The organism is Sporosarcina sp. Y352, assembly GCF_056786535.1.
The window spans coordinates 1-21,988 of sequence record NZ_JBXCJE010000007.1; the positions used below are offsets into that span (position 1 = coordinate 1).

Sequence of the window (21,988 nt, forward strand, 5' to 3'; positions counted from 1 at the left end):
AACCCATGGTATCATCCCCTTTTCATGAATTATTAAAAATAACAGGTACAATACTATACCCGTTTATGTCCATTATAAGGGGGTCGACCACTGTGTAAGACACAAAGACGAACAATTCACACATACGAATAAACATACAAAAGGGTCAGATGTCCGCCTAGACGTCTAACCCTTCTTTTATTATTATAAAGTTGTAGTGAATTTACATAATAGGTATCTATAATTATTTTTCAACCAATACTAATGACGGATGTTCAAAAATGTCGACCAAACAATGTTCTACAATCCCAATACCTTTATAAACTATGGTGTATTCGGGCACCTTAAGTTCGTGAGCCGAAACATTGCCTAAGTGGCGAATTTCATGTAAAACATACATCTGTGTTTTGCTAACTTTCCCCTCTACACTTAAAGCATTAATCCTGCCTTCGAGGTTTTTAAGTACTACTTCTTTCCCATTCTTATCCTTTATAACTTCACCTGTATCGTCAAACCTTGGGCCTTCTGTTAGACCTAATTCGTTGCAAATCGCTTCCACCATCATCCTTAATCCTACTGCACTAAGTAAATAGTGTTCCGCATTAAAAGCATCTATCACCTGAGAATAAAGAGTTGAAATTAATTTTGGACAATCCATCAATTTCTTCTTTTCATATTTAGGTAAGTAACCAAACTCTTGTTTAGGTTCTTCTGGATAAACCTGCTGATTAGTTGAATATACCGCACTACCATCCTCAAAATAATCAACCATATCCTCTCCACTGTACTCCCGAAAAAAAGCTATAGTTTCACAACCTAAACATTGGGTTATATAGTATTCGTCCGTATAATGATAATCAGCGTCTTCTAAGTACATTGATGAATCAATATATCCTGTTAAAGATTTATGATTTGTCTTCCGCTTACAATTTCGACAGTATAATTTATCTCCAATTTGCTGGTTTTCCTTATACATTATACCCATCCCCTTTCATCCATAATTCGACAAACGCGAAAGGAATCCTTTAATTATCCTCCTAACTTGAAAGGTACATGTTCAAAGTGGATTTTCGACAATACAAAACTACGAATAAAAAGCCAAAAGAAAGGAAACCAAATTTTTTGGATACTTACTCTTTCGCTCTATGCACTTGTAGTTCAATTGCCGTCTATCTATTTAAGATAATAGAATTTTAGTGCCACCGTGCATCAAAAAAAAGAAAATAATTCATATAATTGAATAAAAATGCAAGATAATCAGACAAACACTCATAAATCTGATTTTGATTGTATTATTATAAAACATCAGTGTATAATCTGAATTCTTTCACGCATAGGTACCTAAAATTAATCGGACGCATGCTGTTGCAGAGTTATTCAGAAAGGGTATTCTACCGTAACTTGTATAGGGAGGTAATATGGGAGGTAATTATACTATTTTGCACAGTTAAAAAGGCATCGGATATTTTACAATCCGATGCCTTGATTTTCGAAGCTATTGTACTTGCCTTAGGGTCTTAATTTGCTTTGAGGAAATAGCACCTAAATCCCGCACGCGTGCATGACACAATGACGAACGATTCACGTCTCTGGATAAGTATTCAAAGTACTAAGATTTTTACGTAAATATTTGATTTCACTTTAATTATTATTCAATTGCAGTGAATTTACTGAATAGCTCCTTGTGTTGGTACACAAAACTTTAGTTTACAGGCGGTATAGCAATTCTGAAATTGAATTTCATTAATATTTATAACCTATCAAACCCTCCCGAGTTGATGATTAAGGCTGTAAAATTCTCAAATTGTTGTTCATAAGGTATGCCAATTTCATTATTAGAGCGTGCCCAGTCCATTATTTGATCAGATAAATCCGCATCAAAACTAAAGTACAACTTGGAATCGTTTTCCTTAAAATCAATTAATTTTATATGGTTACCTTCTTTATTTCTGTCTAATTGCCCTAATTTTTCATAGTGTTTAATAATTTTATAATTAGAAAAAAATCCACCCAGATCCTTTTCCTCTTGTTTATAAATAATAAAAGCCAAATGGTCTTCATTCCGATAAGGTCTTTTATTAATTTCTAAAAGATATTTCATTTTCTTACCTCCTAATAATTATTTTTACCCGAATAAAAAATAGATCCTAGCAAAGCTAGGACCCTTTCCAAATAAATTAATATTAACGAAGAAGTTGTAGAACCCCTTGTGGTAGTTGGTTGGCTTGCTTTGCCGCTATGTCTTTCGATCATAGAATAGACTATATCTTCACCCACAGCATAATCTGTTTGGGGCTGGGCGCTTCGGACGGTGTTGCTTGTCCTACGGATTTCATCGTCATAGCCGAAGCCTTAGACGGTATATCCTAGTCGTTGAACCTTCTCCAGGGTTTCCCCACAGGAGCTTGGCTGCTGATTGTCCATTGTTTCATCATCATCATTTTCAGACCATCACGCTTACCGTTTCCAGTTACGTTGTGGTTGATGAGGCTTTAGGAAGTTCCAGCAATTCACCCAGTTGTGCTCTTATCCGTTACCAGGTAAGACGCCCGGTTACAACATTACCGAAGAAGTTGTAATACTCCTTGTGGTACTTGCTGTGCTTGAGCCAACATTGCTTGTGAAGCTTGTGAAAGGATTGAGTTCTTTGTTTGTTCCATCATTTCTTTCGCCATCGTGCGAAACATTTACTTTCATAAATGACTAGACTATATCTTCACCCTCTAAGATATTAGTAGGGGTCGGGCGCTTCGGATTCGCAATGCTGATGGACATTGTTTCACCTATGGATTTCATCATCATAGCCATGGCGTTAGATGGTATATCCTAGTCGTTGAACGTTCTCCACTCTTTCGAGACAGGAGCTTCGCTGCTGATTGCCCAATCTTTTCTTTTTTCGGACCGTCACGCTTGTTGTTTCCAACTACGTTGTGGCAAGAAAAGCTCTAAGGGGTTTCCAGCAATTCACCCGATAATACTCGCTAGCCGTTACCAGCTAGGACGACTGTGCTTGTTACTGCTTACGCAGCTAAAGCATAATCAACGTCACGGATACGTGATTCCGCAGCAGTTAGGTTTTCAGAAGATGTGTTCAAGTTGTTGATTGTATGCTCAAGACGGTTTTGAGCTGCACCAAAAGTAGAACGCTGTTTAGAAACTTGCTTAATAGCGTCATCAAGGACCGCAGTTAGAGCATCTGCTTTTGCTTGAGTACTAACAACTGAATCTGCATCTCCAGTTACTACAGCTCCTATTTTGCTACCTGTACTACCCAAAGTAGTTGAATCCATTTGAGAAAATGCAACTGCTAATTTTTCGTTACTATTACCATTAGAACCAATTGCAAAACTTGCAGAATCATTAGCGTCGGTTGTAATAGTCATCGTTTTTAAGTCATCAGCAATATTAGCGCCAGTTTTTGCGGAATCACCAGCGATTTCAATTGAAATACCAAGCTCACTAAAGTTTAATGTTGTTTTTCCATCAGCATCAATAGTAGCTTCAGCGGTGATAGTTTGTGCTACTAAATCTGATGTACGCGTCAGTGTTACTTTGCCTCCAGTGGCGTCACTTAGCGTATACGTATCATTACCAAGAGCACCCGAAACATCAATTTTAGAAATTGTAGCATCACCACCTGTTGCTAATGCCGTACCTACTGTTGCTGTACCACCTAATTGAGTCGCAGATAAATCACCATTCAACAATTTTTTTCCGTTAAATTCTGTTGTTTTAGAAATACGGTCAATTTCACCTTTTAATTGCAGTAATTCTTCACCAATTGCTTCACGGTCATCAGTATTATTAGTATCATTGGAAGCCTGAACTGAAAGTTCGCGCATACGTTGAAGAATATCATGTGTTTCGTTCAATGCACCCTCAGCAGTTGCAATCATTGAAATTCCATCTTGAGCATTTTTACCCGCTTGATCCAATCCACGAATCTGCCCACGCATTTTCTCAGAAATTGCTAGTCCAGCTGCATCGTCCCCAGCTTTATTTATACGCATTCCTGAAGATAATTTCTCCATTGATTTAGACTGTGCATTAGTAGCACTGTTCAACTGACGGTGTGTGTTAAGTGCTGCGATGTTGTGATTAATTCTCATTATAATTTCCTCCTTGAATGTATGTTGCTCACGTCCTTGTGAGCACATTTTTTATACCGAAGAGACCGGGCCGGCCGGACCCCGTTTTCCTCGCTACAATTCTATTATCGGATTGACTTTTGGATTGTTTAATAGAAATTAATTATTTTTTAAAATGGGTGCCAGTTGCCGCCACAATTCGAAGATCGTGAATTGAGTCGGTAACTGGCACCCGGTTTTTTGAGTGATTTTTATTTCTTTTCGTTTTTGAGAAAGTCCATGAAACTGTCTATTTTGACTGCTTCAGTGTTGGACTCTGACACTTCTTTTATTAATTCTCCACGTAAAATAGTGACGTTTTTTGGAGCGTTGATGGCGATTCGGACTTGGTCGCCTTTTATTTCACTGATGGTAATTTCGATTTCATCCCCAAGCCAAATGGATTCGCCTTTTTTTCGAGATAATACGAGCATTCCGTCACCCCTGTTCTTTCTGCATGTTGGCTTCAATGGAGTACCTTATTGGATAATCCGCTTTTTCCAGAATACATTGTTTTGCTTTTTTGGATTTTGTGTTGATGATGACGGGTGCTTTTAAATTTACGGTTGAGGCATTGAAGGGTTCTTTTACTGTAACGATTGTTAAGACGATGATATCTTCTTCAGATTCTATGTTTAGGGTTTCTACTGTTGATTCATCCAAATCGATCGTATAGTCATTTGTAAATAAGTAGGGATTTGCTGTTACAAAACCTACTTCTTTGGAATCGATGGACTGTAGGATTTGATAGACTTCATTTCCTTCTATAGAGAGTAGTATAAATTTTTTTTCATTTTCGAAGCCTGGTAAGCCGTTTTCAAATGTTAGGATTTCGGATTCGGATGCTTCTACTTGTCCTAGGATGGTGGATTGGATTTTCATAGATTTTTTCTCCTTTTGGGTGTCAGGCATTTGCTAGCAGTTAAACTTTCCAATCAATCTGAATGGATGGTTTTTGAAGTAACTCTGTTGTTACTTTTCCTGATGTGTATGTATGGATGGGTTTATTGGCCGTGCTGTTATTGATGACTTTTTGCGGTTCCACTCGAATGTCCACACTGCCCGGTTCAAATGAAACTTTGACACTGCCATAGGACGGGATGAATTTTACGTTTAAACTGCTATATGGCTGCCTAAATGCTCTTTCGGCAAATGACTGAATTGGATTTCCTCCGTTTTCAATTCTCATCATCTCACTTCCGTCTTGAGCACGGCGGGCGATTCCATTAGTGACTTCTGATTGAGCGTACTGAGCGACTTCTTCTGTACGACGCGCAGCACTTTTTAAGTCCATGTCGGCGCGGGCTTGTGTTGTGTCTATGGATATTCTCGACTTTGTTGTGTTGATTGTCATTTCTGCTTTTGGTTGTTGGATGTCCAAGGTAGCTTTTGGTTGTTCAATTTGTTGTGTTGGTTTTTGGGTGGTCAAGCCTAGTTGTGCTTTTGTTGTTGTTACTTGCAGTTGTGGGATGTTCATTTTTCTCATCCTTTGAAAAAACGATCTTCCACATGGAAAGATCGTTTTTCTATTTTATCGTAAAAAGTCTACAAGTGATGGCTGGATAATACGAGAGCCGACAGATAGCGCGGCTCGATGGATTGATTCTAGTGTTAGCATTTCGGTGATTGCTTTTTCGTAGTCGATGTCTTCGTTTTCGCTCATCTGTTTTTTTGCAGCGGCTTCTTGAGAATCTAGACGATTGCTCATCATTTCGACACGATTTTGGCGTGCACCGATGTCGGCGCGTGTTGTTAGTACTTTGTCCATGTTGGCATCGACATCTGCAAGTGCCGCGCTGAAGTCTGGGTCTCCTTTAAATCCTTCGAACATTTCATCTATTTCTTTAAAAAGAGTTACTACATTTGAATTTACATTCATAGTGACGCCGTCAAAAACTTCAACTTCAACACTTTTTTCAAAAGCTGTTGCGTCAGTCGGGTATCCACCACCTGGCTGTTTATCATAAAGTGGAGTAGCAGTCTTCGTACCACTGAAAATATATTTATCCCCGACTTTTGTATTTGCCATGTCTTGAATATGCATTTGTAGCTGTTCAAGTTCACTTTGTACCTTCGCTTTGTCTTCTGTTGTCATTGTTCCGTTCGCTGCACTTGTAACAAGTTCCCTTGCACGGTGCATGGCTTGCCCGACTTTATCGAGTGCATCGTCCGAGCTGTCCAGGTAATTATGCACTTCCCCTAAGTTACGTTGAAATTGAGCAACTTTGTCGACTTGCATACGGTAGCCCATGCCTTTCATGGCGACGACGGGGTCATCTGATGGGCGGTTTACTTTTTTGCCCGTATTAATTTGTTCCTGTACCTTGCCCATATTATTGTAGCTCGTGGAGAGATTCCGGAGCATATTATTGGATAGCATCGATTGTGTTACACGCATTTAGTTGTTGCTCCTTTCTTACATTCCTACTCGGCCCATACCGTTGATGATTTTGTCGAGCGTTTCGTCGACGACGGTGATCATGCGAGCGGATGCGTTGTAGGCTTGTTGGAATCTGATCATGTCTGTCATTTCTTCGTCCAGTGAGACGGAGCTGATGGAAGCACGACGGTGTTCGACGGCTCCTAGTAACGTTTGAGTATTGAATGTCATTCGTTCGGCTTGTTGGCCGTCAACGCCTAGTTGGCCGATAACGCCTTGGAAGTAGGTTTGGATGGTTGAGCCATCTTCCATTATCGCCTTGAACTGCACGTTTCCTAATTCAAGTGCTTTTTTTCCGTTACCTTCTTCATTTACCTTATCTGAGGCATTAATTAAACCAGGGTCGGCAATTATTTTTTCATTGACAGCAATAGTAGATGCGGAATCCCCTGTAAAAAAGTTATTTTCTTTTATTCTGGCAGCAAGAGGTGGGTTAGTTGGAAGTGGCTCGCCTGCAGAATGGGTAGTATTAAACTCTTTCAAAAATGCTGCCGCCATTTTGTTTAACTCAGCAAGCATTCCCGGGTACATGCCTTTTCCATCATCCGTACCATATGAATTTATCAACGATTTCATTTTTCCGAGATTTAGTAATTTCGCATGTCCAACAAGCTCTTCATTTCCATCAATCTTCGTGATTTTCATTCCAATGATTGGTAGATTGCTCTTGGTAGTATCCTCTATTAGTGGTTTGGGGTTCGTTTCTACAGTTGCAAATTTGTCACCTTTAACAAGCTCAACAGATATCCCGTTTACTTTCATGGAAACAGTCACTGAACCTTCAGCAATCGCCAAAGCCCGACCACCTGATTCCTCATATTTCGTTTCAATCGGGAAGTAGCCAGATAGTTCATCCAACAGTGCATCTCTTGCATCGTATAGGTCATTCGGTAAATAGCCGTTAGGTTCGACTTGCTTAATTTGCGCATTGAGCTCCGAAATTTGTTTAAGGATCGAGTTGACTTGGCCTGTTGACACACCGATATCATTTCCTAGGTTTGTCTGGATTTCCGTCAATGATCTGTGCATGTAGTTGAACGAGTCTGCAACCGCCTCACCACGCTGGACGACGACTGCACGTGCACCGCCGTTTTCAGGATTGACGGCGAGGTCTTGCAGCGATTGCCAGAATTCACTGAGTGATTTCTGAAGTCCGTATGCGGAAGGCTCGTTCATGACGTCTTCCATTTGAGCAATCGCTTTTGTTTGGGTATCCCAATAGCCAAGCTTGTTGGATTCCTGTCTGAATTGATCGTCGACGAAACCGTCACGAATCCGTTGAATGGAACCTGCTTGAACGCCTGTTCCAAGGAATCCGGGCATTGTTCCTGCGCTTAGACCGACGCCTGGGAATCCGCCTGTTGCTTCCATGTTGACGCGTTGACGTGAGTAACCGAGCGTGTTGGCATTACTGATATTATGTCCTGTTGTATAGAGTGCGGATTGCTGTGTGAACAAGCCGCGTTTACTTGTCTCAAGTCCCATAAATGTAGACATTCATTTACCTCCTCAGGCATTTGTATCGAAAGTTGGTTGTTCTTTCGATACTTTTCTTCCGTTAATTTCGGGTTTTGAGTAGTTAACCGCATCTAGGCGCGGCCGGACCATGTCCAGCGACAGATTCACGAACTGAAGTGACTGGTACGTCAGCTTCTGATTGAGGTCGTTTTGCCATTTCAAGTCATGAATCGCATGCAGGAGACGTTCCCTCGCCTCCTCAAGGCTTTTCTTGTCCGCTTCCGGTGCAGCGTCGAGTAAATCGGCAACAGTCGGATTAAGCGGCACTGATCGTCCTTGATCAGTTAAGTATTTTACAACATTAAGTTGCCTCTGATTGTCCATTTGAACAATGGCAGCTAAGTGGGCTTGCTCGTCTTTCAACAATTGGTCGAGTTTTTCCATGTCCCCGCTCTTGATATAGCCGGTTTTGTCGTATGCAAGCCTTAGCAGACTTCTATGAAGTTTTTCCAGGCTGTCAAGTGACGCCAAAATTATTGTGATAGACATGTATGTTCCTGCTTTCATTTACATAGTTTTTTACGGTTTGAAGTACTTCACCAAATTATTCGCAAGCTGCTCGGGTTTCACTTCGTACGTGCCCGCTTGAACTTGTGCTTTTAGTTCCTGAACGCGTTCATTACGCCCAATGGTGAATGAAGAAACTTCCGACAGTTGTTTTGCTTCTGATGAAATTTCGAGTTTATCCGTTTTCATCTTCGCTTTCTGCTCGGTTTGTTCCGCTTTTAGCTGGTTTGTTTTGTACGGATTAATAACTGGTGGTGTAAATTTTTGAATTTTCATCGGCTATCGTCCCTTTCGTTTAGTTTTTATATAGTGTATGGACCTCTTCTCTCTTTATTTCGGCATAAATTTGTGAACGTTTAGGGTATATCATAAAAAAGCGAAAGCGCCTTGGTTAAGGGCTTATGACCCGAGCCCTTAGGCGTTGTAGCTAGGAATCGTATGAAAAATCCGGCCAGTTCAAAACTGCCGGACTTTTACCTATTTCCGATCACGGTTTACATGGTACGTTGCTTTGTCATTTGCGTCGACGGCTTCTCTGAATTCCAGCGCAGCATCAAACGTTCTTAGGTCATTTTTAAGGTCCGCTGTACAGCTCGCGCATAATTTCCCTGCGCTTGTCAGCTTGCCACAATTATCGCATGGATATCCGAGATTCGGAAATAATGCGGGTTGGAGTCGGCCTTTTCTTACCCATTGGTGAAGCAAAGTTTCCGTCACGCCAGTCACTTCAACGATGCGTTCGATGGTCGCCGCCCGGTTTTCACGTCTTCTTAAAAAGCGGGATACTTCCTCATACATTTTTTCTTCGCTCGCGGCGCACTTCGCGCAAACGTCACGCAGGCCCGTATAGTTGAAAAAGCCGCCACATTTAGGACAATCTCGTAGTTCTGCCATATAGTCTATCTCCTATCTATTCATCGTTCAGCACGGATAAGTGTTAGCGCTTCGACACGCGTTGCACCTGCCTCTTTTAAGACGGTTGCCGCATGACGGAGCGTTGTGCCGGTCGTATAAATATCATCCACTACAATATACGTACCCGGTGGAACTGTAATTCCAGGTATTAATGTAAATATAGGGTCCATCGCAAGGCGCTGTTCTTTCGATTTCTTTCCCATTGCCTCTGTATTCGTTTTTTCTAAAAGATGCGTAAACGGAATGCGTGCGCTTTTTAGCAATTCATCGACATGAGCGAATGTCCGTTGAATCTTTTTTTCCGGATGCATCGGAATTGGAACAATTGCTACCTCACCTTTTAAATGGGTGCGCAGTTCATTCGCAAAGACGGTTGATAATGCAATGTCTTGAAGGAATTTGTATTGGTGCAGGTATTCCCGCATCGCTTCGTTATAGGTATAGAGCGATGTGATTTGGCTGAGTAAATTGTCTACTTCCTTTATGTCGGCACGTTTGAACTTTTTTGAACAGTTTTGGCAGATATCCATTTGTTTTTGCAGTCCAACAAGCGCTTTCCAGGATGGCGCTATCGCAATTGGTGTTTGACAGAGAAGGCAATCGTTCACGTGCGGACGCCTCCTTTATTGAGCAAGTCAATTTCATTTTTCGCTTCGTCCATTGCGTACGTAACGCCGTGGTGAAATAATACAAAATCGCCTGATGGATGGTTTACGGAACGTCCGACGCGACCACCGATTTGGATTAGCGCGCCTTTGTTGAAAATCAGCTGCTCTGCACCGACGACGGCGACTTGGACGTTTGGAATGGTAATGCCCCGTTCAAGAATCGTGGTTGTCAGAAGTCCCGGAACTTTTTTATCGCGCAGTGCTTGGACATGTTCTTTCCGATCGGGATGCGACGCGTGGACCGCATGAATGCGTGCATCTAGCATTTTGAATAAAGGCTCCGCTTCTTCCATGAGTCCTATGTGATGAAAGAAAATGAGAAAGGGTTCATTCCTTAGAAGTCGCTCTTTCGTCCAGACAGCAAGTTTCTTCGGCAAGATCCCTTTTTGAATGTGTTTTGTGTAATTCCACAGAGAGTCATACCGCGGCGTGGGTAGCGGATGTCCGTGGTATCTACGGTTGATGGTTGAAACAGCCCCGGTTCGTTTGATGTCCGCAAGTAATTTATCAGACGGTGTCGCTGTGACGAAATGAACGGGTGCATCTGGTTTCGCCGCTTTTCGAACGGCACGTCGTAAGGTTTCTTCAGCTGTGTAGGGAAAGGCATCTGCTTCATCGACGAAAATGGCATCGAAGGCATGACGGAATCGATATAGCTGATGGGTTGTCGCAAGGATCAGTTGTGCGGAATCGGTCTTTGCTTCAGCGCCGCCATATAACGCTTCGATTGCGGTACGCGGAAAGGCTGTGCGTAGACGCGGTTCGAGCTCGAGTATGACGTCGACGCGCGGTGCTGCGATGCATACTCGTTTGCCTTCTATAAGCAGTTTGTGAATTGGTTCAAACAGAATTTCTGTTTTTCCTGATCCGCAGACGGCATGGATGAGATGCGGGATTCGTTCTGTTGTGCTTTTTGTTAGTTCTAGGGAGGCTTTCTGTTGTGCGGGTGTTAAGGTTCCAAGCCATGCGAGCGTATGGTTTGTCGGATAAATCGGTGGTTCTGCGTTCCAGACAACGAGTTCTGTGCATGTTGAAACACGTCCCATTTTCAGACAGTGCCTACAATACGTGCACGGACCAAGGCATTTGGCGCAGTCAAATGTTGTGAAGCGTGATTGTGTGGTGTTTTCACATCGATTGCAAAAGTGATGTGAAAAACGCTTGTATGTCTTGGTGGTTTTGATGCCTTGGATGGTTTTAATGTGCGCTGAATTGATGTGTGCGTCGATTAATTCAATTGAAAAAGGAGTGTGCAGACGGAGCCAAATACGGCCAGCTAGGAAATCCCTAACTGACGGATCGAATGTATTTGTCATCCGCAACACCTCCCTTATTTTGGACTATCTGTTTGCTTCGGCACTTTTAGACGTGCCTGAACCAAGCTTAACTTGTTCGTCGTTTGACCCATCCGAGTCCCATGGATGCTTCCCCTAGATGTGTGCCGATGACAGGTCCAAAATGACTAATCGTGAACTCAACATTCGGTAACCGCTGCGAAAGTTCAGCTAGCCAGACTTCAGCGTCTTCTGGACGATTGGCATGGATGATTGCCGCCTGGAGTGGCAAAATTGCTGCGTCTTCCGCTAGCAAATCAACAATTCGTTTCATCGCTTTTTTACGAGTGCGTATTTTTTCAAATGGAACGATCACTTTTTCTTGGAAATGAAGCAGTGGTTTTACTTGAAGAAGTCCGCCAATCAATGCTTGCGCAGCGGATAATCTGCCGCCGCGTTGCAGATGTGTCAGGTCGTCCACCATGAAATAAGCGCGCATTGTCTGTTTCATTTCATTGAGCTCGGAGATGATGTCTTCCGGTGATGCACCTTCTTGCGCAAGTTCCGCGGCGCGAATAACGTAAAACCCTTGCATGTGGGTCGAAATTTCCGAATCGAATGTGTATATCTCAATGCCTTCCACCATGTCACCGGCTTGTCCCGCACCTGCGTATGTTCCGCTAATCCCGCTGGATAAATGGATGGAAATAACCGCGTCATGTGTACTCTTTAGCGATTCGAACAGTTCTACGAATTTGCCGATGGGCGGCTGTGATGTCTTTGGCAGCGGCCCATCCCCGCGCACTTTATCATAAAAATCGGTTGAGTTGATGTCAATTTCTTCATCGAACACAGTACCGCCCAGTGTGACTGTCAGCGGTATCATCCGAATGTCCAGTTCTTTCATTAAACTTGCAGGTAGATATGCCGTACTATCTGTAACAATTGCTGTTTTCAAATTCCGCTCAACTCCTGCTTCTATTCTACCTAAATTGTGGTGAAATGGGAATGAGTAAGTGTGGGGAGCTAGATTAATTGAGGATTTCCTTAGAATCCGCTTGGCGCTTTGGGGATGCCTCTGGCCATGAGCCTGGATTGGCGCTTCGCATCCAGTCTCACGGCTTCGGCTACCCCTTTGCCGCGCCTGCGCTGGAGTGTACATTATTGAAAGTGATTTGGAGATGTAAAGGCTGAGATTATAATGTAATTCCTATTTGATACTGATTTAGTTCAAGAAAGACGCAATATAGGTTGGAGAACTAAACCCTGATAATGAAATGCGCTTTCTATAATAGATTCTCTAGCGAAGGCGCGACTTAGTGGTAGCCGAAGCGATAAGACTGAAAGCGGTCTTCTTTCTGGCTTATCGCGGGAGGCATCCACAAAGCGCTGGAGCGGTGTTAGCAGGATTTCTGATTCGTTCCATGTATTGATACTGCTGTTATACACATTAGCTCAGTTTATGTGCAGTACTCGATATTGCAACCTAAATAGTAGTGTATTAGATAGGTTGCAGGTTTAATCCCCGATAGCTAAATGCGCCTTCTAACACGAACCATCTAGCGCAGGTGCGTCTTCGTGGTAGCCGAAGCGATAAGACCGATGGAGGGATGCAGTTCTATCCCTCCCTGATCTTCTTTCCAGCTTATCGCGAGAGGCATCCACAAAGCGCCAAAGCGGCATTAGCGGAATTTCTGATTCATTCTATGAATTGGAAGCTGTTGTTAAACGCTATTGATTGGTTTTCAAATGTATTTATTTGATATATATATAGCTAGTTTCTATTGAAACAAATAACACCCTCTCCTTTTTTATTAAAGAGAGCAATCCATTTTCATTCGATTTGCTGTACCCAGCGATGTGCCTCTAAAGTGATTCTGCTCAATTCCGTTTGTGAAATCTCCATTTTCTTCGACAAATATTCAATTGTGTCCCAGTCGAACTTTTCAACCGCGATGGTTAGTTCAAGATAAGGTGTAATTTCCGTTGGTTCTCCCCTTAAAGTAGACACTACTTTGTCGGACAGTGGAATGAGTTGGAAGATTGCGTCCCAGCTCCGTTTCAAAATGACATCAATTAAGGAAAACATGCCTGTCAGGAAATACTGTTCAGGGTTTTTCTGCCCATTTTGTTTAGCTAGAAGTTCGGCCATTTTAGCCCGTGTCAGTGAGTATTCAGCAAGTGCTTTTGCTCTGCCATTCCCTTCACCTTCCCCTATCTCACGCATAGCAAGAACTTGTATCCATCTGTTTGTTTCACGAAGACCTATCAGAACAATGGCTTGTTTGATAGAAGCAATCTGTTTTGGAACGCCAAATGCGTATGTATTAATTATCCTTAGCAGTTTGTAGGAAAGTGAAATATCATGCATGATCAGTTCAGTTATTTCATTCACGTCAGGGGATTGCTGATAAAGGCGCTCCATAATTTGAAAATGCAATGTAGCGTTTGACGGGATTTCAACACCTGTAATAATTTCAGGCTTGGCGAAGAAATAGCCTTGAAAAAGCGCATAGCCTGTCGCTTTTGCAGTTGCAAACTGTTCTTCGGTTTCAATTTTTTCGGCAATCAGTACGATTTCAGGATATTTTTGGATAAAATCGGCTATCTCCTTCCTTTCAATTAGGGTTGTTGCCAAGTAATCCACTTTGATGAAATCAACTATCTTGAATAGATCACGATGTACGCGATATTGAGGTTGTAATATAAAGTCGTCCAGGGCAATCTTAAAACCATCCTCTTTCAACGATCGAAGTCTAGTTAAAAGTGATGGAGTAATTGCTACGTTTTCCAAGACTTCGATAACGACATTGTCCGGATTTAAAGATAGAAAAATATCCTGGGCGAGTAATTCACCCGTAAAATTGATAAATGACAAACTATTCTCCGATACTTTTTTGACACCGATTGTCAGGAATGTATTGACGAGTAATCCTATTGTCGCTTTTTTAGGATCTACATCAGGATAAAAATTATTATAGCTGTTTCGATATAGCAGTTCATATGCATAAATATCCCCATTTCGATCCAATATTGGTTGTCTGCCAACAAATACATTCGAGCCTGTCATTTTACCCACCCCATTTGTACTAGTATAGCAAAATTTCATAATCTTACAAATCTATTTACAAATTAATGAATTTATTCACATTCGCAACCCCCTATGAATAATGGTATATTCTAGTTATAGAACGTTAAAGTCAAAGGAGATATTTATATGGAAGCAATCCGTTATGAGCAAAAAGGTAATCTTGCTTTTGTGACGCTTGATCGTCCAGGCGAGTTGAATGCATTTAATTACGACATGCTAATTGAACTTGGTCAAGTTACAGAGTCGATTCGCATTAATCCGGACATCCGCGTTGTTGTATTTACGGGTGCGGGCGACCGTTCTTTCAGTGTGGGGGCTGATTTGAAGGAGAGAAAAACACTTCCGGATCTGCATGTAAAACGTAACCTCTACAAAATTGGCGAGGTATTTTCGGCAATTGAAAACTTGCCGCAACCTACCATCGCGATGATGAACGGCTTTGCATTTGGAGGCGGAATGGAACTTGCGCTTGCTTGTGATTTCCGAATTGCAGCTGATACTGCGCTTATGGGGCTGACGGAAACGAGTCTAGCGATTATTCCTGGTGCAGGTGGAACGCAGCGTCTGCCTAGGTTAATAGGCGAATCAAAAGCGCTTGAACTGATTTTAACGGCTCGGAGACTAACGGCTGAAGAAGCGCTTGGTTATGGAATGCTTACTCGCATTACAACACCGGAAAATCTTGTCCAAGAAACCGCTGACTTTGCAGATTCAATTCTAGCAAATGGCCCGATTGCGTTGCAACAAGCGAAATTCGCGGTGAAGAACGGCATGAATGTGGATTTACAGACTGGACTTGCTCTTGAACGCAAGGCGTATGAACTTACGATTCCAACAGATGATCGGGTTGAAGCGCTGAATGCATTTGGGGAGAAACGCAAGCCTCAATTTAAAGGTAAATGAACAAAGGAGAAGGCAAACACGCCTTCTCCTTTTTATTTCATAAAAAATGCGATTATCATGCCCATCACTGTTAACGAAACACTATGATACCCTGCACTGATGAGAAAGAGTGTATATTTTCTTCCTTCAAAAAATGTAGGCGACAATTCCCGCGCACTTGCGATTCCAGCTCCCGCTAAAAATCCAATTAAAGCTCCTCCGCCAACTGTAACCGTCCCAAGCATCGAGATGAAAAGAGATAGGATGATTGCAGTAATAATGCCGGCAAGTGTGGTCAGTCCGTATCCGATATTTGGGTTACTCGCTGATAATTCCTCACGCGTTTTCCCAAGCGTCTTCATCCATATATTTGCAAAGAGTAATGGTGAATACCATAAAGCCCCGATTATCATATTTGCTACGACAGCAAGTATGATTGCTAAAATACTAATTTGTGAAATGTCCATTCGCCTTCCCCTCCAATCGACGATGTGTAATATAGACTATCCCATTAAGCGATAGTCGGTGGAATAACGGGTTTCATCGTCGGACAGCGAGGATCTTTTGACACTTGTGTAGCCGCTTTGGTGACAATGAGTATAATATTTGTAGCCCCTTGGCGATCTGCAACATGCTCAGCTCTGACGTAGGGCCCATAATCCCCGTTTGCAATATAGCGCGGCGGCAATTCGTTAAGCGCGATTGCCATGATATCATCCAAGCACCGTTCGCACTGACATACCAGTTGCAGTTGGTCTTTATACTGCATCAGCACATCGTGTACGACTTGTTCCATAACATTATATAAAGCCATTTTTTCACGCTCCAGTAGCAGATTAATATGTTTCGCCAACATAATTTTGTCCACTATTTTCCATCAATCATACCATTGCTTTGCTTTCTTATCGCCTGCTAAACGACCTAAAGTGGAAACGCCTAATTACTTCTTAGGTGCCAACGCGAGCGCCCGTATATCACGGATGACCGCCCGTTTACTAGCCCTAACCGCTCAATAAACTCCGACGACCGACCGTTAACTCTCCCTAACCGCTCAACAAGCTCCAACGACCGCCCATTAACTCTCTCAAACCGCTCAATAAACTACGACGAACGCCCATTAACTCTCTCAAACCGCCCAATAAACTACGACGAACGCCCATTAATCCCCCCAAACCGTTCAAAAACAGCCACCCCGCATCTACGGAATGGCTGTTTTAACACTATAATCATTATTTCACTTGTCTCTAACCACCGATAATCGCCTAGCCGCCCATTCTTCACGGAGAATGCCCATCCGAATGGAATCATAATACGTCCCATTCCAATAACGGACTTTTCGTATACGTGCTTCCATCATCATGCCGAGTTTCGCGCCGACTTGAATCATTCGTTTGTTGCCTGACCACGTTGTATATCCGACACGAACCAGCGGCATTTCATGGAATAAATGCTCAATCCAAAGCGTTAGTACTGTCGTGCCATAGCCCCCGCTCCAATATTTTGGTTCGTAAATGAGGATTCCCATCTCTAGCCAAAGGGACGGTTTATGCTCCCAGTAATAGCTAACCATGCCGATTAATTCGCCATTAACTTCGATGCCCCAGCAATCATCTTGGTCCACAATTTCGTCGCTACCTTTCAGAAATGCCTCATATGTCATAGTCTTATGTTCGTAATAAGGCGCGTCCCACTTTTTCCATTCGGGGTTTTCCTCTTTAAAACTGAGTTCCCACATGCGCTGTAAATCTTGTTCTTGCATGGGTCGTATTGTAACTCCATCTTTTGTGTAACTCAATCAGATTCCTCCGGCTCCATTATAAATATTTCGCGAACCAGCCCGTGATTTCATCCAACCTTGCAATGCGCAAGTTCGGTGTGCCGGTGCGCGATAAGTTATGATCAGCATCTGGGAAACGGACGAATTCCGTTTCTTTCCCCATGCTTTTCAATGTAATGTATAGCTGCTCCGCCTGTTCGATTGGGCAACGGTAATCTTTTTCAGAATGAAGGATTAACAATGGTGTCTCAATGTTTTTAGCATATTTCAGCGGCGAATGCTCCCATAACTTTTCCACGTCAGTCATATCTGCGCCAATTTGCCAATCACACAAATAGTAACCGACATCAGAGACGCCGAAGAAACTGATCCAGTTCGAAATCGAGCGTTGTGTAACCGCCGCCTTGAATCGATCCGTTTGACCGACAATCCAGTTCGTCATGAAGCCGCCGTAGCTGCCGCCTGTTACGCCAAGACGATCTGTGTCAATCCAGTCATTCTCCTCAATGACATAATCGAGTCCAGCCATAATATCTTCGTAATCCCCGCCACCATAATCGCCACGTACCGCGTCCACAAATTCCTGGCTGTAGCCATGACTACCACGTGGATTGACGTATAGAACGCCGTATCCTTGTGCTGCTAACAGTTGCATCTCATGCAAAAACGTATTTCCATACATTGCGTGTGGACCGCCATGAATTTCTACGATAAGCGGGTATTTTTCACCTTCGACGTAGCCCGATGGTTTCATGAGCCAGCCATGCACGTCCCAGTTTGTCACGCTTTTATAGACGATTGCTTCGGGTTCAATAAGTTCAACTTCCTTCAAATACGCACTGTTAAATGAAGTGAGTTCTTCCCGTTCACCTGACACAATCATTTGCTTGTACAATTCTCCCGGATTGACAGCATTACTGACAGCAACGAGTGCAAACTCGCCGTTTACCGATAAATCATATCCGTAAATATGCTCATTTTCAGTTGTTGCTGGGTACAATTCCCCTTCAAGCGATGCAAAGTACAAACGGACATCGCCCATCGTCGATAATTGGAAATACAACTGGTTATGTTGCGTCCAAACTACCGCTGGAGCGCCCGAGCCTTGCTGATGATCCGCAGCTACAGCATCTCCGATTGGTGCGTCGAGACTCTCCGTGTAATTCATTCGCGTGCCATCTTCCGTGTCATAAATGAAAAGATCTGCATGGGTCGCATTATAGAATTTGTTATCCGCGCCTATGAATGCGATATAACGGTCGTCGTGTGAAAACGCCGCCCCGCCAAAAAAGCCTTCTTCATCCACCAGAACCGTTTCTTCTTTCGTTTCAACGTCGACAAGTAATAGCGGCTGCCTGAAATCAAAATCCTGATTTTCTGTTCGATTGACACCGATTACAAGTTTCTTGCCGTCATGCGATACGGCTTGAAGGCCATACTGATGATTGCCTTCCGTGAACTGAGTTACTTCTTGCGTCTCGATATCGACGACGCCGATTTGATTGAACGAATCCTGCGGCAGAAGACCTGCTCCGTCCATCTGGTATTTCATCTTCGTGACACGGTACGGTTCCGGCTTTTTCTTTTCGTCCTTCTCTTCTTTATCCGTAAACGACTTGCCTTCTTTAACGGCTGCATTGACCCATATTTTTTTCCCACAAGGCGACCATAGGAAACTGGAAACCCCATTTTCAAAAGACGTCAGTTTCTGCGCTTCCCCGCCTCGTGCCTGCAGAATAAACACCTGGTTCTTCTCTTCGCGGTCCGATAAAAAAGCAATTTGTTTTCCATCGGCAGACCATTCTGGCGAGGAAACACTTTCTTTTCCGTGCGTCCACTTAGTGATTTCATTTGAAGTAAGATTGACGTGAAATAAATTCGATATATATTTATTATCCGCTTCGTCAATATGCGTTTTCACGAATACCGCTTCCTTACCATCCGGTGCGATCCGCGGATTCGTGACAGAGTACAATTTGAACAAATCATCCACTTGTAATCTACGTTTCTCCATTGCAATTCCCCCTTATGTAATCTATAACTACTTATTTCGACATCCGTAACAGGTTTCCTTTTATTCGGCAGATTAAATCTAGACGAGTAGGCGAGTTCCCGTTAGAAATTAAACGGAAACTCGCCTTTTGTGATAAATGCAGGAGGCCAACAAGTGTAAGAACTAGTTGATTGTAGTGGAGAGCGGCGACTCCAGTGGGAACAGCGCGAGCGGAAGACCCCGCAGGAACGCAGTGACGAGGAGGCTGAAGCCGTGCCCGCGGAAAGCGTCCGCTCGGAACGGAAATCAACGGGATTGAAGGAAATCGCACCTTAAAACACTACCTGCCTACTTGAATCCCGCCAATTGACCCTTAATATAGGCCGCCCGTGCTTCAATAAAATCGATGATATAAGCAGGCTCCTTATCAAAAATAGCGATACTGTCTTTCTTATATGGATCTTTCAATAGATACGGCCTAATCAATGCATGCATACTATCTATTTTCGGCTTCAAATTTTCCACAGTAAACTGGTTGCTCAAAATTTCTTCTAATTTATTCTTATAGCGATCTCGAAATGTTTTCACATCGAGAATTCGCGCGGTTAGTGTATTGAAGCCTTCTATCCTTAAATAATCCTCCTCCATCACTTCCCCGTTAACATCCCTGCCCCATGTTGCATCATAATCCCAAGGTATGACTTCAAATAACCCCGATTCTCCGTTCTGGTAAAGTGCATAGTTATGAACAAAGCCATCAAAGTTTTGGGTAAATACGACGCCAGCTAACCAGCAAAGATACTTCTCAACATTCACATAATTAACTATTTCACTTTCAAATTCTTCCCTCGGAATCGTATTAATCTTCAATATCATATCGTGTACTGTTTGTTCATCCTGCGCTGTTCCCCATTTTAATTCATAACCAAACGCGAGAGACTTTTTTACTTCTTTATCAAGATCACTCATTAATGAAAAATTGGCATCCCCATTCACTGCATAAAAAATAGGCCCTAAAGGTAATTTCCGATTCGAGAGGAAGTGTTCATCCACTGACTCTAGTTCCAGATAGAGCCCTTCGTTTTTACCATTTATCTTCAAAAACACAAATTGAGACTTTGGAGAGAGACAACCAATTTCATTGAAAAAATCAAAAGACAATTTATTTCTTAGCAGTGATGGATCCTTATATTCTGCGTTTAAATGGATGGTCTTTGTATTTCGATACAGCGCCGGTTTATAAAAAGTGACTTGAAATGATTTTTTGGGAAATCCACGAATATGGGATCCACGGTATGCAATATCAATATCTAACTTTTTCTCGTTAATCGTGAGCTTTGCTTGAACTGGATCATCAATCCAAATGTCTTTACGAATTTCACTTAATTCGAGAGGGTGAATAAAAAGCCGGTATTCAGGTAGTTTCATATCCTTCTTCATGCGAATCCTTTCCCTTCATCGTTACCCTATTCCTATGAAGGGATATCAAAGATGTTTCCTATGTAAAGAATAATTATTTTAACCTTATACGCACTTGACTCTATCCCTTTCGATTCACTGACGTACCTTGAGGGGAGAGAAGGAAATTACTACAAATCCGAAATGTTTCAATCAAGAGCCATTTCGATTCCCTTTCTCAAAACAAAGAAGAAGGGAGGTATAGATATGTCAATATTTTATTCGAATGAAATAGAAAGAGCGGTTGAAAAAGCTGATCGCTTGGGGTTAGATGATTTCATGTATCAAGATCCTCGTAGCAACAAACATCGAACTGTCAGAGACACGCGCGATACTAGGAAACAACGGCGAACTAGCAGAAAACGATGCACGTCTCGCAGACGAACCGTCAGAGGCACACGCGATACACGGAACCAAAACCGTACTAGCAGAAAACGATGCACGTCTCGCAGGCGAACTGTCAGAGGCACGCGCGATACTAGGAACCAAAACCGTACTAGCAGAAAACGATGCACGTCTCGCAGACGAACTGTCAGAGGCACGCGCGATAAAATGAACCAAAACCGCACTAGCAGAAAACGATGCACATCTCGCAGACGAACTGTCAGAGGCACGCGCGATAAAATGAACCAAAACCGTACTAGCAGAAAACGATGCACATCTCACAGACGAACTGTCAGAGGCACGCGCGATAAAATGAACCAAAACCGTACTAGCAGAAAACGGTGCACGTCTCGCAGACGAACTGTCAGAGGCACGCGCGATAAAATGAACCAAAACCGTACTAGCAGAAAACGGTGCACGTCTCGCAGGCGAACCGTCAGAGGCACGCGCGATACTAGGAACCAAAACCGTACTAGCAGAAAACGATGCACTTCTCGCAGGCGAACTGTCAGAGGCACGCGCGATACTAGGAACCAAAATCGTACTAGCAGAAAACGGTGCACATCTCGCAGACGAACTGTCAGAGGCACGCGCGATACTAGGAACCAAAATCGTACTAGCAGAAAACGGTGCACGTCTCGCAGGCGAACCGTCAGAAACATGCGTACTTTTGCAGATGAAAAGATTTTGGCTGCGCAAAGAGGCAATCTCTTTAACCAACGATTTACTAGTAGAAAACGACGTACTTCTAGAAAGCGACGCACTTCTAGGAATCAAAGATGTACTTCTAGGAACCAAAGACGTACTTCTAGGAATCAAAGATGTACTTCTAGGAACCAAAGACGTACTTCTAGAAAGCGATGTACTTCTAGGAATCAAAGACGTACTTCTAGGAATCAAGGACTTACTGGTAGAAGAAAACGTAATTGCTGCAATTAAGGAATCGCAGGTATTAAATACCTATCAACTAAGGTA

The 21,988-nt window shown here is 42.8% G+C and carries 23 protein-coding genes and 2 pseudogenes; 3 read left to right on the forward strand and 22 right to left on the reverse strand.

Going from position 1 to position 21,988, the window contains the following annotated elements:
- Positions 1 to 223 precede the first annotated feature (223 nt).
- The 16 genes and pseudogenes from AC1TO6_RS12935 to AC1TO6_RS13010 all read right to left on the reverse strand — a co-directional run bounded on the left by AC1TO6_RS12935 (position 224) and on the right by AC1TO6_RS13010 (position 14,498).
- Positions 224 to 955: a DUF4145 domain-containing protein gene (locus tag AC1TO6_RS12935; RefSeq protein WP_482102029.1), complete on the reverse strand. Its 732-nt coding sequence runs from the start codon at positions 953 to 955 to the stop codon at positions 224 to 226.
- A gap of 774 nt (positions 956 to 1,729) precedes the next feature.
- A complete protein-coding gene (locus tag AC1TO6_RS12940; RefSeq protein ID WP_482102030.1) occupies positions 1,730 to 2,080 on the reverse strand; it encodes a hypothetical protein in 351 nt (116 codons plus the stop codon).
- A 460-nt stretch (positions 2,081 to 2,540) separates the two neighbouring features.
- Positions 2,541 to 2,654 (reverse strand): annotated as a pseudogene (locus AC1TO6_RS12945) (flagellin); the annotation flags it as partial.
- A 345-nt stretch (positions 2,655 to 2,999) separates the two neighbouring features.
- Positions 3,000 to 4,088: a flagellin N-terminal helical domain-containing protein gene (locus AC1TO6_RS12950; protein ID WP_482102031.1), complete on the reverse strand. Its 1,089-nt coding sequence runs from the start codon at positions 4,086 to 4,088 to the stop codon at positions 3,000 to 3,002.
- 230 nt (positions 4,089 to 4,318) lie between these two features.
- Positions 4,319 to 4,540, reverse strand: a complete 222-nt coding sequence (gene csrA / locus AC1TO6_RS12955) for a carbon storage regulator CsrA (protein ID WP_482102032.1) — start codon at positions 4,538 to 4,540, stop codon at positions 4,319 to 4,321.
- A 4-nt stretch (positions 4,541 to 4,544) separates the two neighbouring features.
- Complete coding sequence (fliW, locus tag AC1TO6_RS12960; RefSeq protein ID WP_482102033.1) at positions 4,545 to 4,988, reverse strand: flagellar assembly protein FliW; 444 nt, start codon at positions 4,986 to 4,988, stop codon at positions 4,545 to 4,547.
- Positions 4,989 to 5,028: 40 nt separating this feature from the next.
- The gene (locus AC1TO6_RS12965) at positions 5,029 to 5,583 is read right to left on the reverse strand and encodes a DUF6470 family protein (RefSeq protein ID WP_482102034.1); all 555 of its coding nucleotides are present in this window, start codon (positions 5,581 to 5,583) and stop codon (positions 5,029 to 5,031) included.
- A gap of 54 nt (positions 5,584 to 5,637) precedes the next feature.
- Positions 5,638 to 6,504, reverse strand: a complete 867-nt coding sequence (flgL, locus tag AC1TO6_RS12970) for a flagellar hook-associated protein FlgL (protein ID WP_482102035.1) — start codon at positions 6,502 to 6,504, stop codon at positions 5,638 to 5,640.
- Between the two features lie 18 nt (positions 6,505 to 6,522).
- Positions 6,523 to 8,043, reverse strand: coding sequence for a flagellar hook-associated protein FlgK (flgK, locus tag AC1TO6_RS12975; protein ID WP_482102036.1), 1,521 nt, complete (start codon positions 8,041 to 8,043; stop codon positions 6,523 to 6,525).
- 12 nt (positions 8,044 to 8,055) lie between these two features.
- A complete protein-coding gene (locus tag AC1TO6_RS12980) occupies positions 8,056 to 8,553 on the reverse strand; it encodes a flagellar protein FlgN (RefSeq protein ID WP_482102037.1) in 498 nt (165 codons plus the stop codon).
- 30 nt (positions 8,554 to 8,583) lie between these two features.
- Positions 8,584 to 8,847: a flagellar biosynthesis anti-sigma factor FlgM gene (gene flgM, locus AC1TO6_RS12985; RefSeq protein WP_482102038.1), complete on the reverse strand. Its 264-nt coding sequence runs from the start codon at positions 8,845 to 8,847 to the stop codon at positions 8,584 to 8,586.
- Between the two features lie 201 nt (positions 8,848 to 9,048).
- On the reverse strand, positions 9,049 to 9,465 hold the full coding sequence (locus AC1TO6_RS12990; RefSeq protein ID WP_482102039.1) for a TIGR03826 family flagellar region protein: 417 nt from the start codon (positions 9,463 to 9,465) through the stop codon (positions 9,049 to 9,051).
- A 20-nt stretch (positions 9,466 to 9,485) separates the two neighbouring features.
- Positions 9,486 to 10,094 (reverse strand): ComF family protein, encoded by a 609-nt coding sequence (locus AC1TO6_RS12995; RefSeq protein WP_482102040.1) that lies wholly within the window; start codon positions 10,092 to 10,094, stop codon positions 9,486 to 9,488.
- A complete protein-coding gene (locus AC1TO6_RS13000) occupies positions 10,091 to 11,470 on the reverse strand; it encodes an ATP-dependent helicase ComFA (protein ID WP_482102041.1) in 1,380 nt (459 codons plus the stop codon). The genes AC1TO6_RS12995 and AC1TO6_RS13000 overlap by 4 nt, the downstream gene beginning before the upstream one ends.
- A 67-nt stretch (positions 11,471 to 11,537) precedes the next feature.
- Positions 11,538 to 12,386, reverse strand: coding sequence for a DegV family protein (locus tag AC1TO6_RS13005; RefSeq protein ID WP_482102042.1), 849 nt, complete (start codon positions 12,384 to 12,386; stop codon positions 11,538 to 11,540).
- Positions 12,387 to 13,262: 876 nt separating this feature from the next.
- A complete protein-coding gene (locus AC1TO6_RS13010; protein ID WP_482102043.1) occupies positions 13,263 to 14,498 on the reverse strand; it encodes an EAL and HDOD domain-containing protein in 1,236 nt (411 codons plus the stop codon).
- Between the two features lie 147 nt (positions 14,499 to 14,645).
- Here AC1TO6_RS13010 and AC1TO6_RS13015 point away from each other — a divergent pair, with 147 nt between their 5' ends.
- Positions 14,646 to 15,422: an enoyl-CoA hydratase-related protein gene (locus AC1TO6_RS13015; RefSeq protein ID WP_482102044.1), complete on the forward strand. Its 777-nt coding sequence runs from the start codon at positions 14,646 to 14,648 to the stop codon at positions 15,420 to 15,422.
- Between the two features lie 32 nt (positions 15,423 to 15,454).
- Here the strand turns inward: AC1TO6_RS13015 and AC1TO6_RS13020 are convergent, their stop codons facing one another.
- The 6 genes from AC1TO6_RS13020 to AC1TO6_RS13045 form a co-directional block, all read right to left on the reverse strand.
- Complete coding sequence (locus AC1TO6_RS13020) at positions 15,455 to 15,868, reverse strand: DUF1761 domain-containing protein (protein WP_482102045.1); 414 nt, start codon at positions 15,866 to 15,868, stop codon at positions 15,455 to 15,457.
- A 44-nt stretch (positions 15,869 to 15,912) separates the two neighbouring features.
- Positions 15,913 to 16,257: a late competence development ComFB family protein gene (locus AC1TO6_RS13025; RefSeq protein WP_482102046.1), complete on the reverse strand. Its 345-nt coding sequence runs from the start codon at positions 16,255 to 16,257 to the stop codon at positions 15,913 to 15,915.
- Positions 16,258 to 16,444: 187 nt separating this feature from the next.
- The gene (locus AC1TO6_RS13030) at positions 16,445 to 16,582 is read right to left on the reverse strand and encodes a hypothetical protein (RefSeq protein WP_482102047.1); all 138 of its coding nucleotides are present in this window, start codon (positions 16,580 to 16,582) and stop codon (positions 16,445 to 16,447) included.
- A 53-nt stretch (positions 16,583 to 16,635) separates the two neighbouring features.
- Positions 16,636 to 17,196 carry a GNAT family N-acetyltransferase gene (locus AC1TO6_RS13035; protein ID WP_482102048.1) on the reverse strand — a complete coding sequence of 187 codons (561 nt, stop codon included), beginning with the start codon at positions 17,194 to 17,196 and terminating at the stop codon, positions 16,636 to 16,638.
- Between the two features lie 19 nt (positions 17,197 to 17,215).
- Positions 17,216 to 19,192, reverse strand: a complete 1,977-nt coding sequence (locus tag AC1TO6_RS13040) for a S9 family peptidase (protein ID WP_482102049.1) — start codon at positions 19,190 to 19,192, stop codon at positions 17,216 to 17,218.
- Between the two features lie 327 nt (positions 19,193 to 19,519).
- Positions 19,520 to 20,611, reverse strand: coding sequence for a CotH kinase family protein (locus AC1TO6_RS13045; RefSeq protein ID WP_482102050.1), 1,092 nt, complete (start codon positions 20,609 to 20,611; stop codon positions 19,520 to 19,522).
- 225 nt (positions 20,612 to 20,836) lie between these two features.
- On the opposite strand from AC1TO6_RS13045, the pseudogene AC1TO6_RS13050 reads away from it, so the two are divergent.
- Together AC1TO6_RS13050 and AC1TO6_RS13055 are read left to right on the forward strand one after the other, a co-directional pair.
- Positions 20,837 to 20,893: pseudogene (locus tag AC1TO6_RS13050) on the forward strand (hypothetical protein); the annotation flags it as partial.
- Between the two features lie 7 nt (positions 20,894 to 20,900).
- Positions 20,901 to 21,185 (forward strand): hypothetical protein, encoded by a 285-nt coding sequence (locus tag AC1TO6_RS13055; RefSeq protein ID WP_482102203.1) that lies wholly within the window; start codon positions 20,901 to 20,903, stop codon positions 21,183 to 21,185.
- Positions 21,186 to 21,988: the final 803 nt, after the last annotated feature.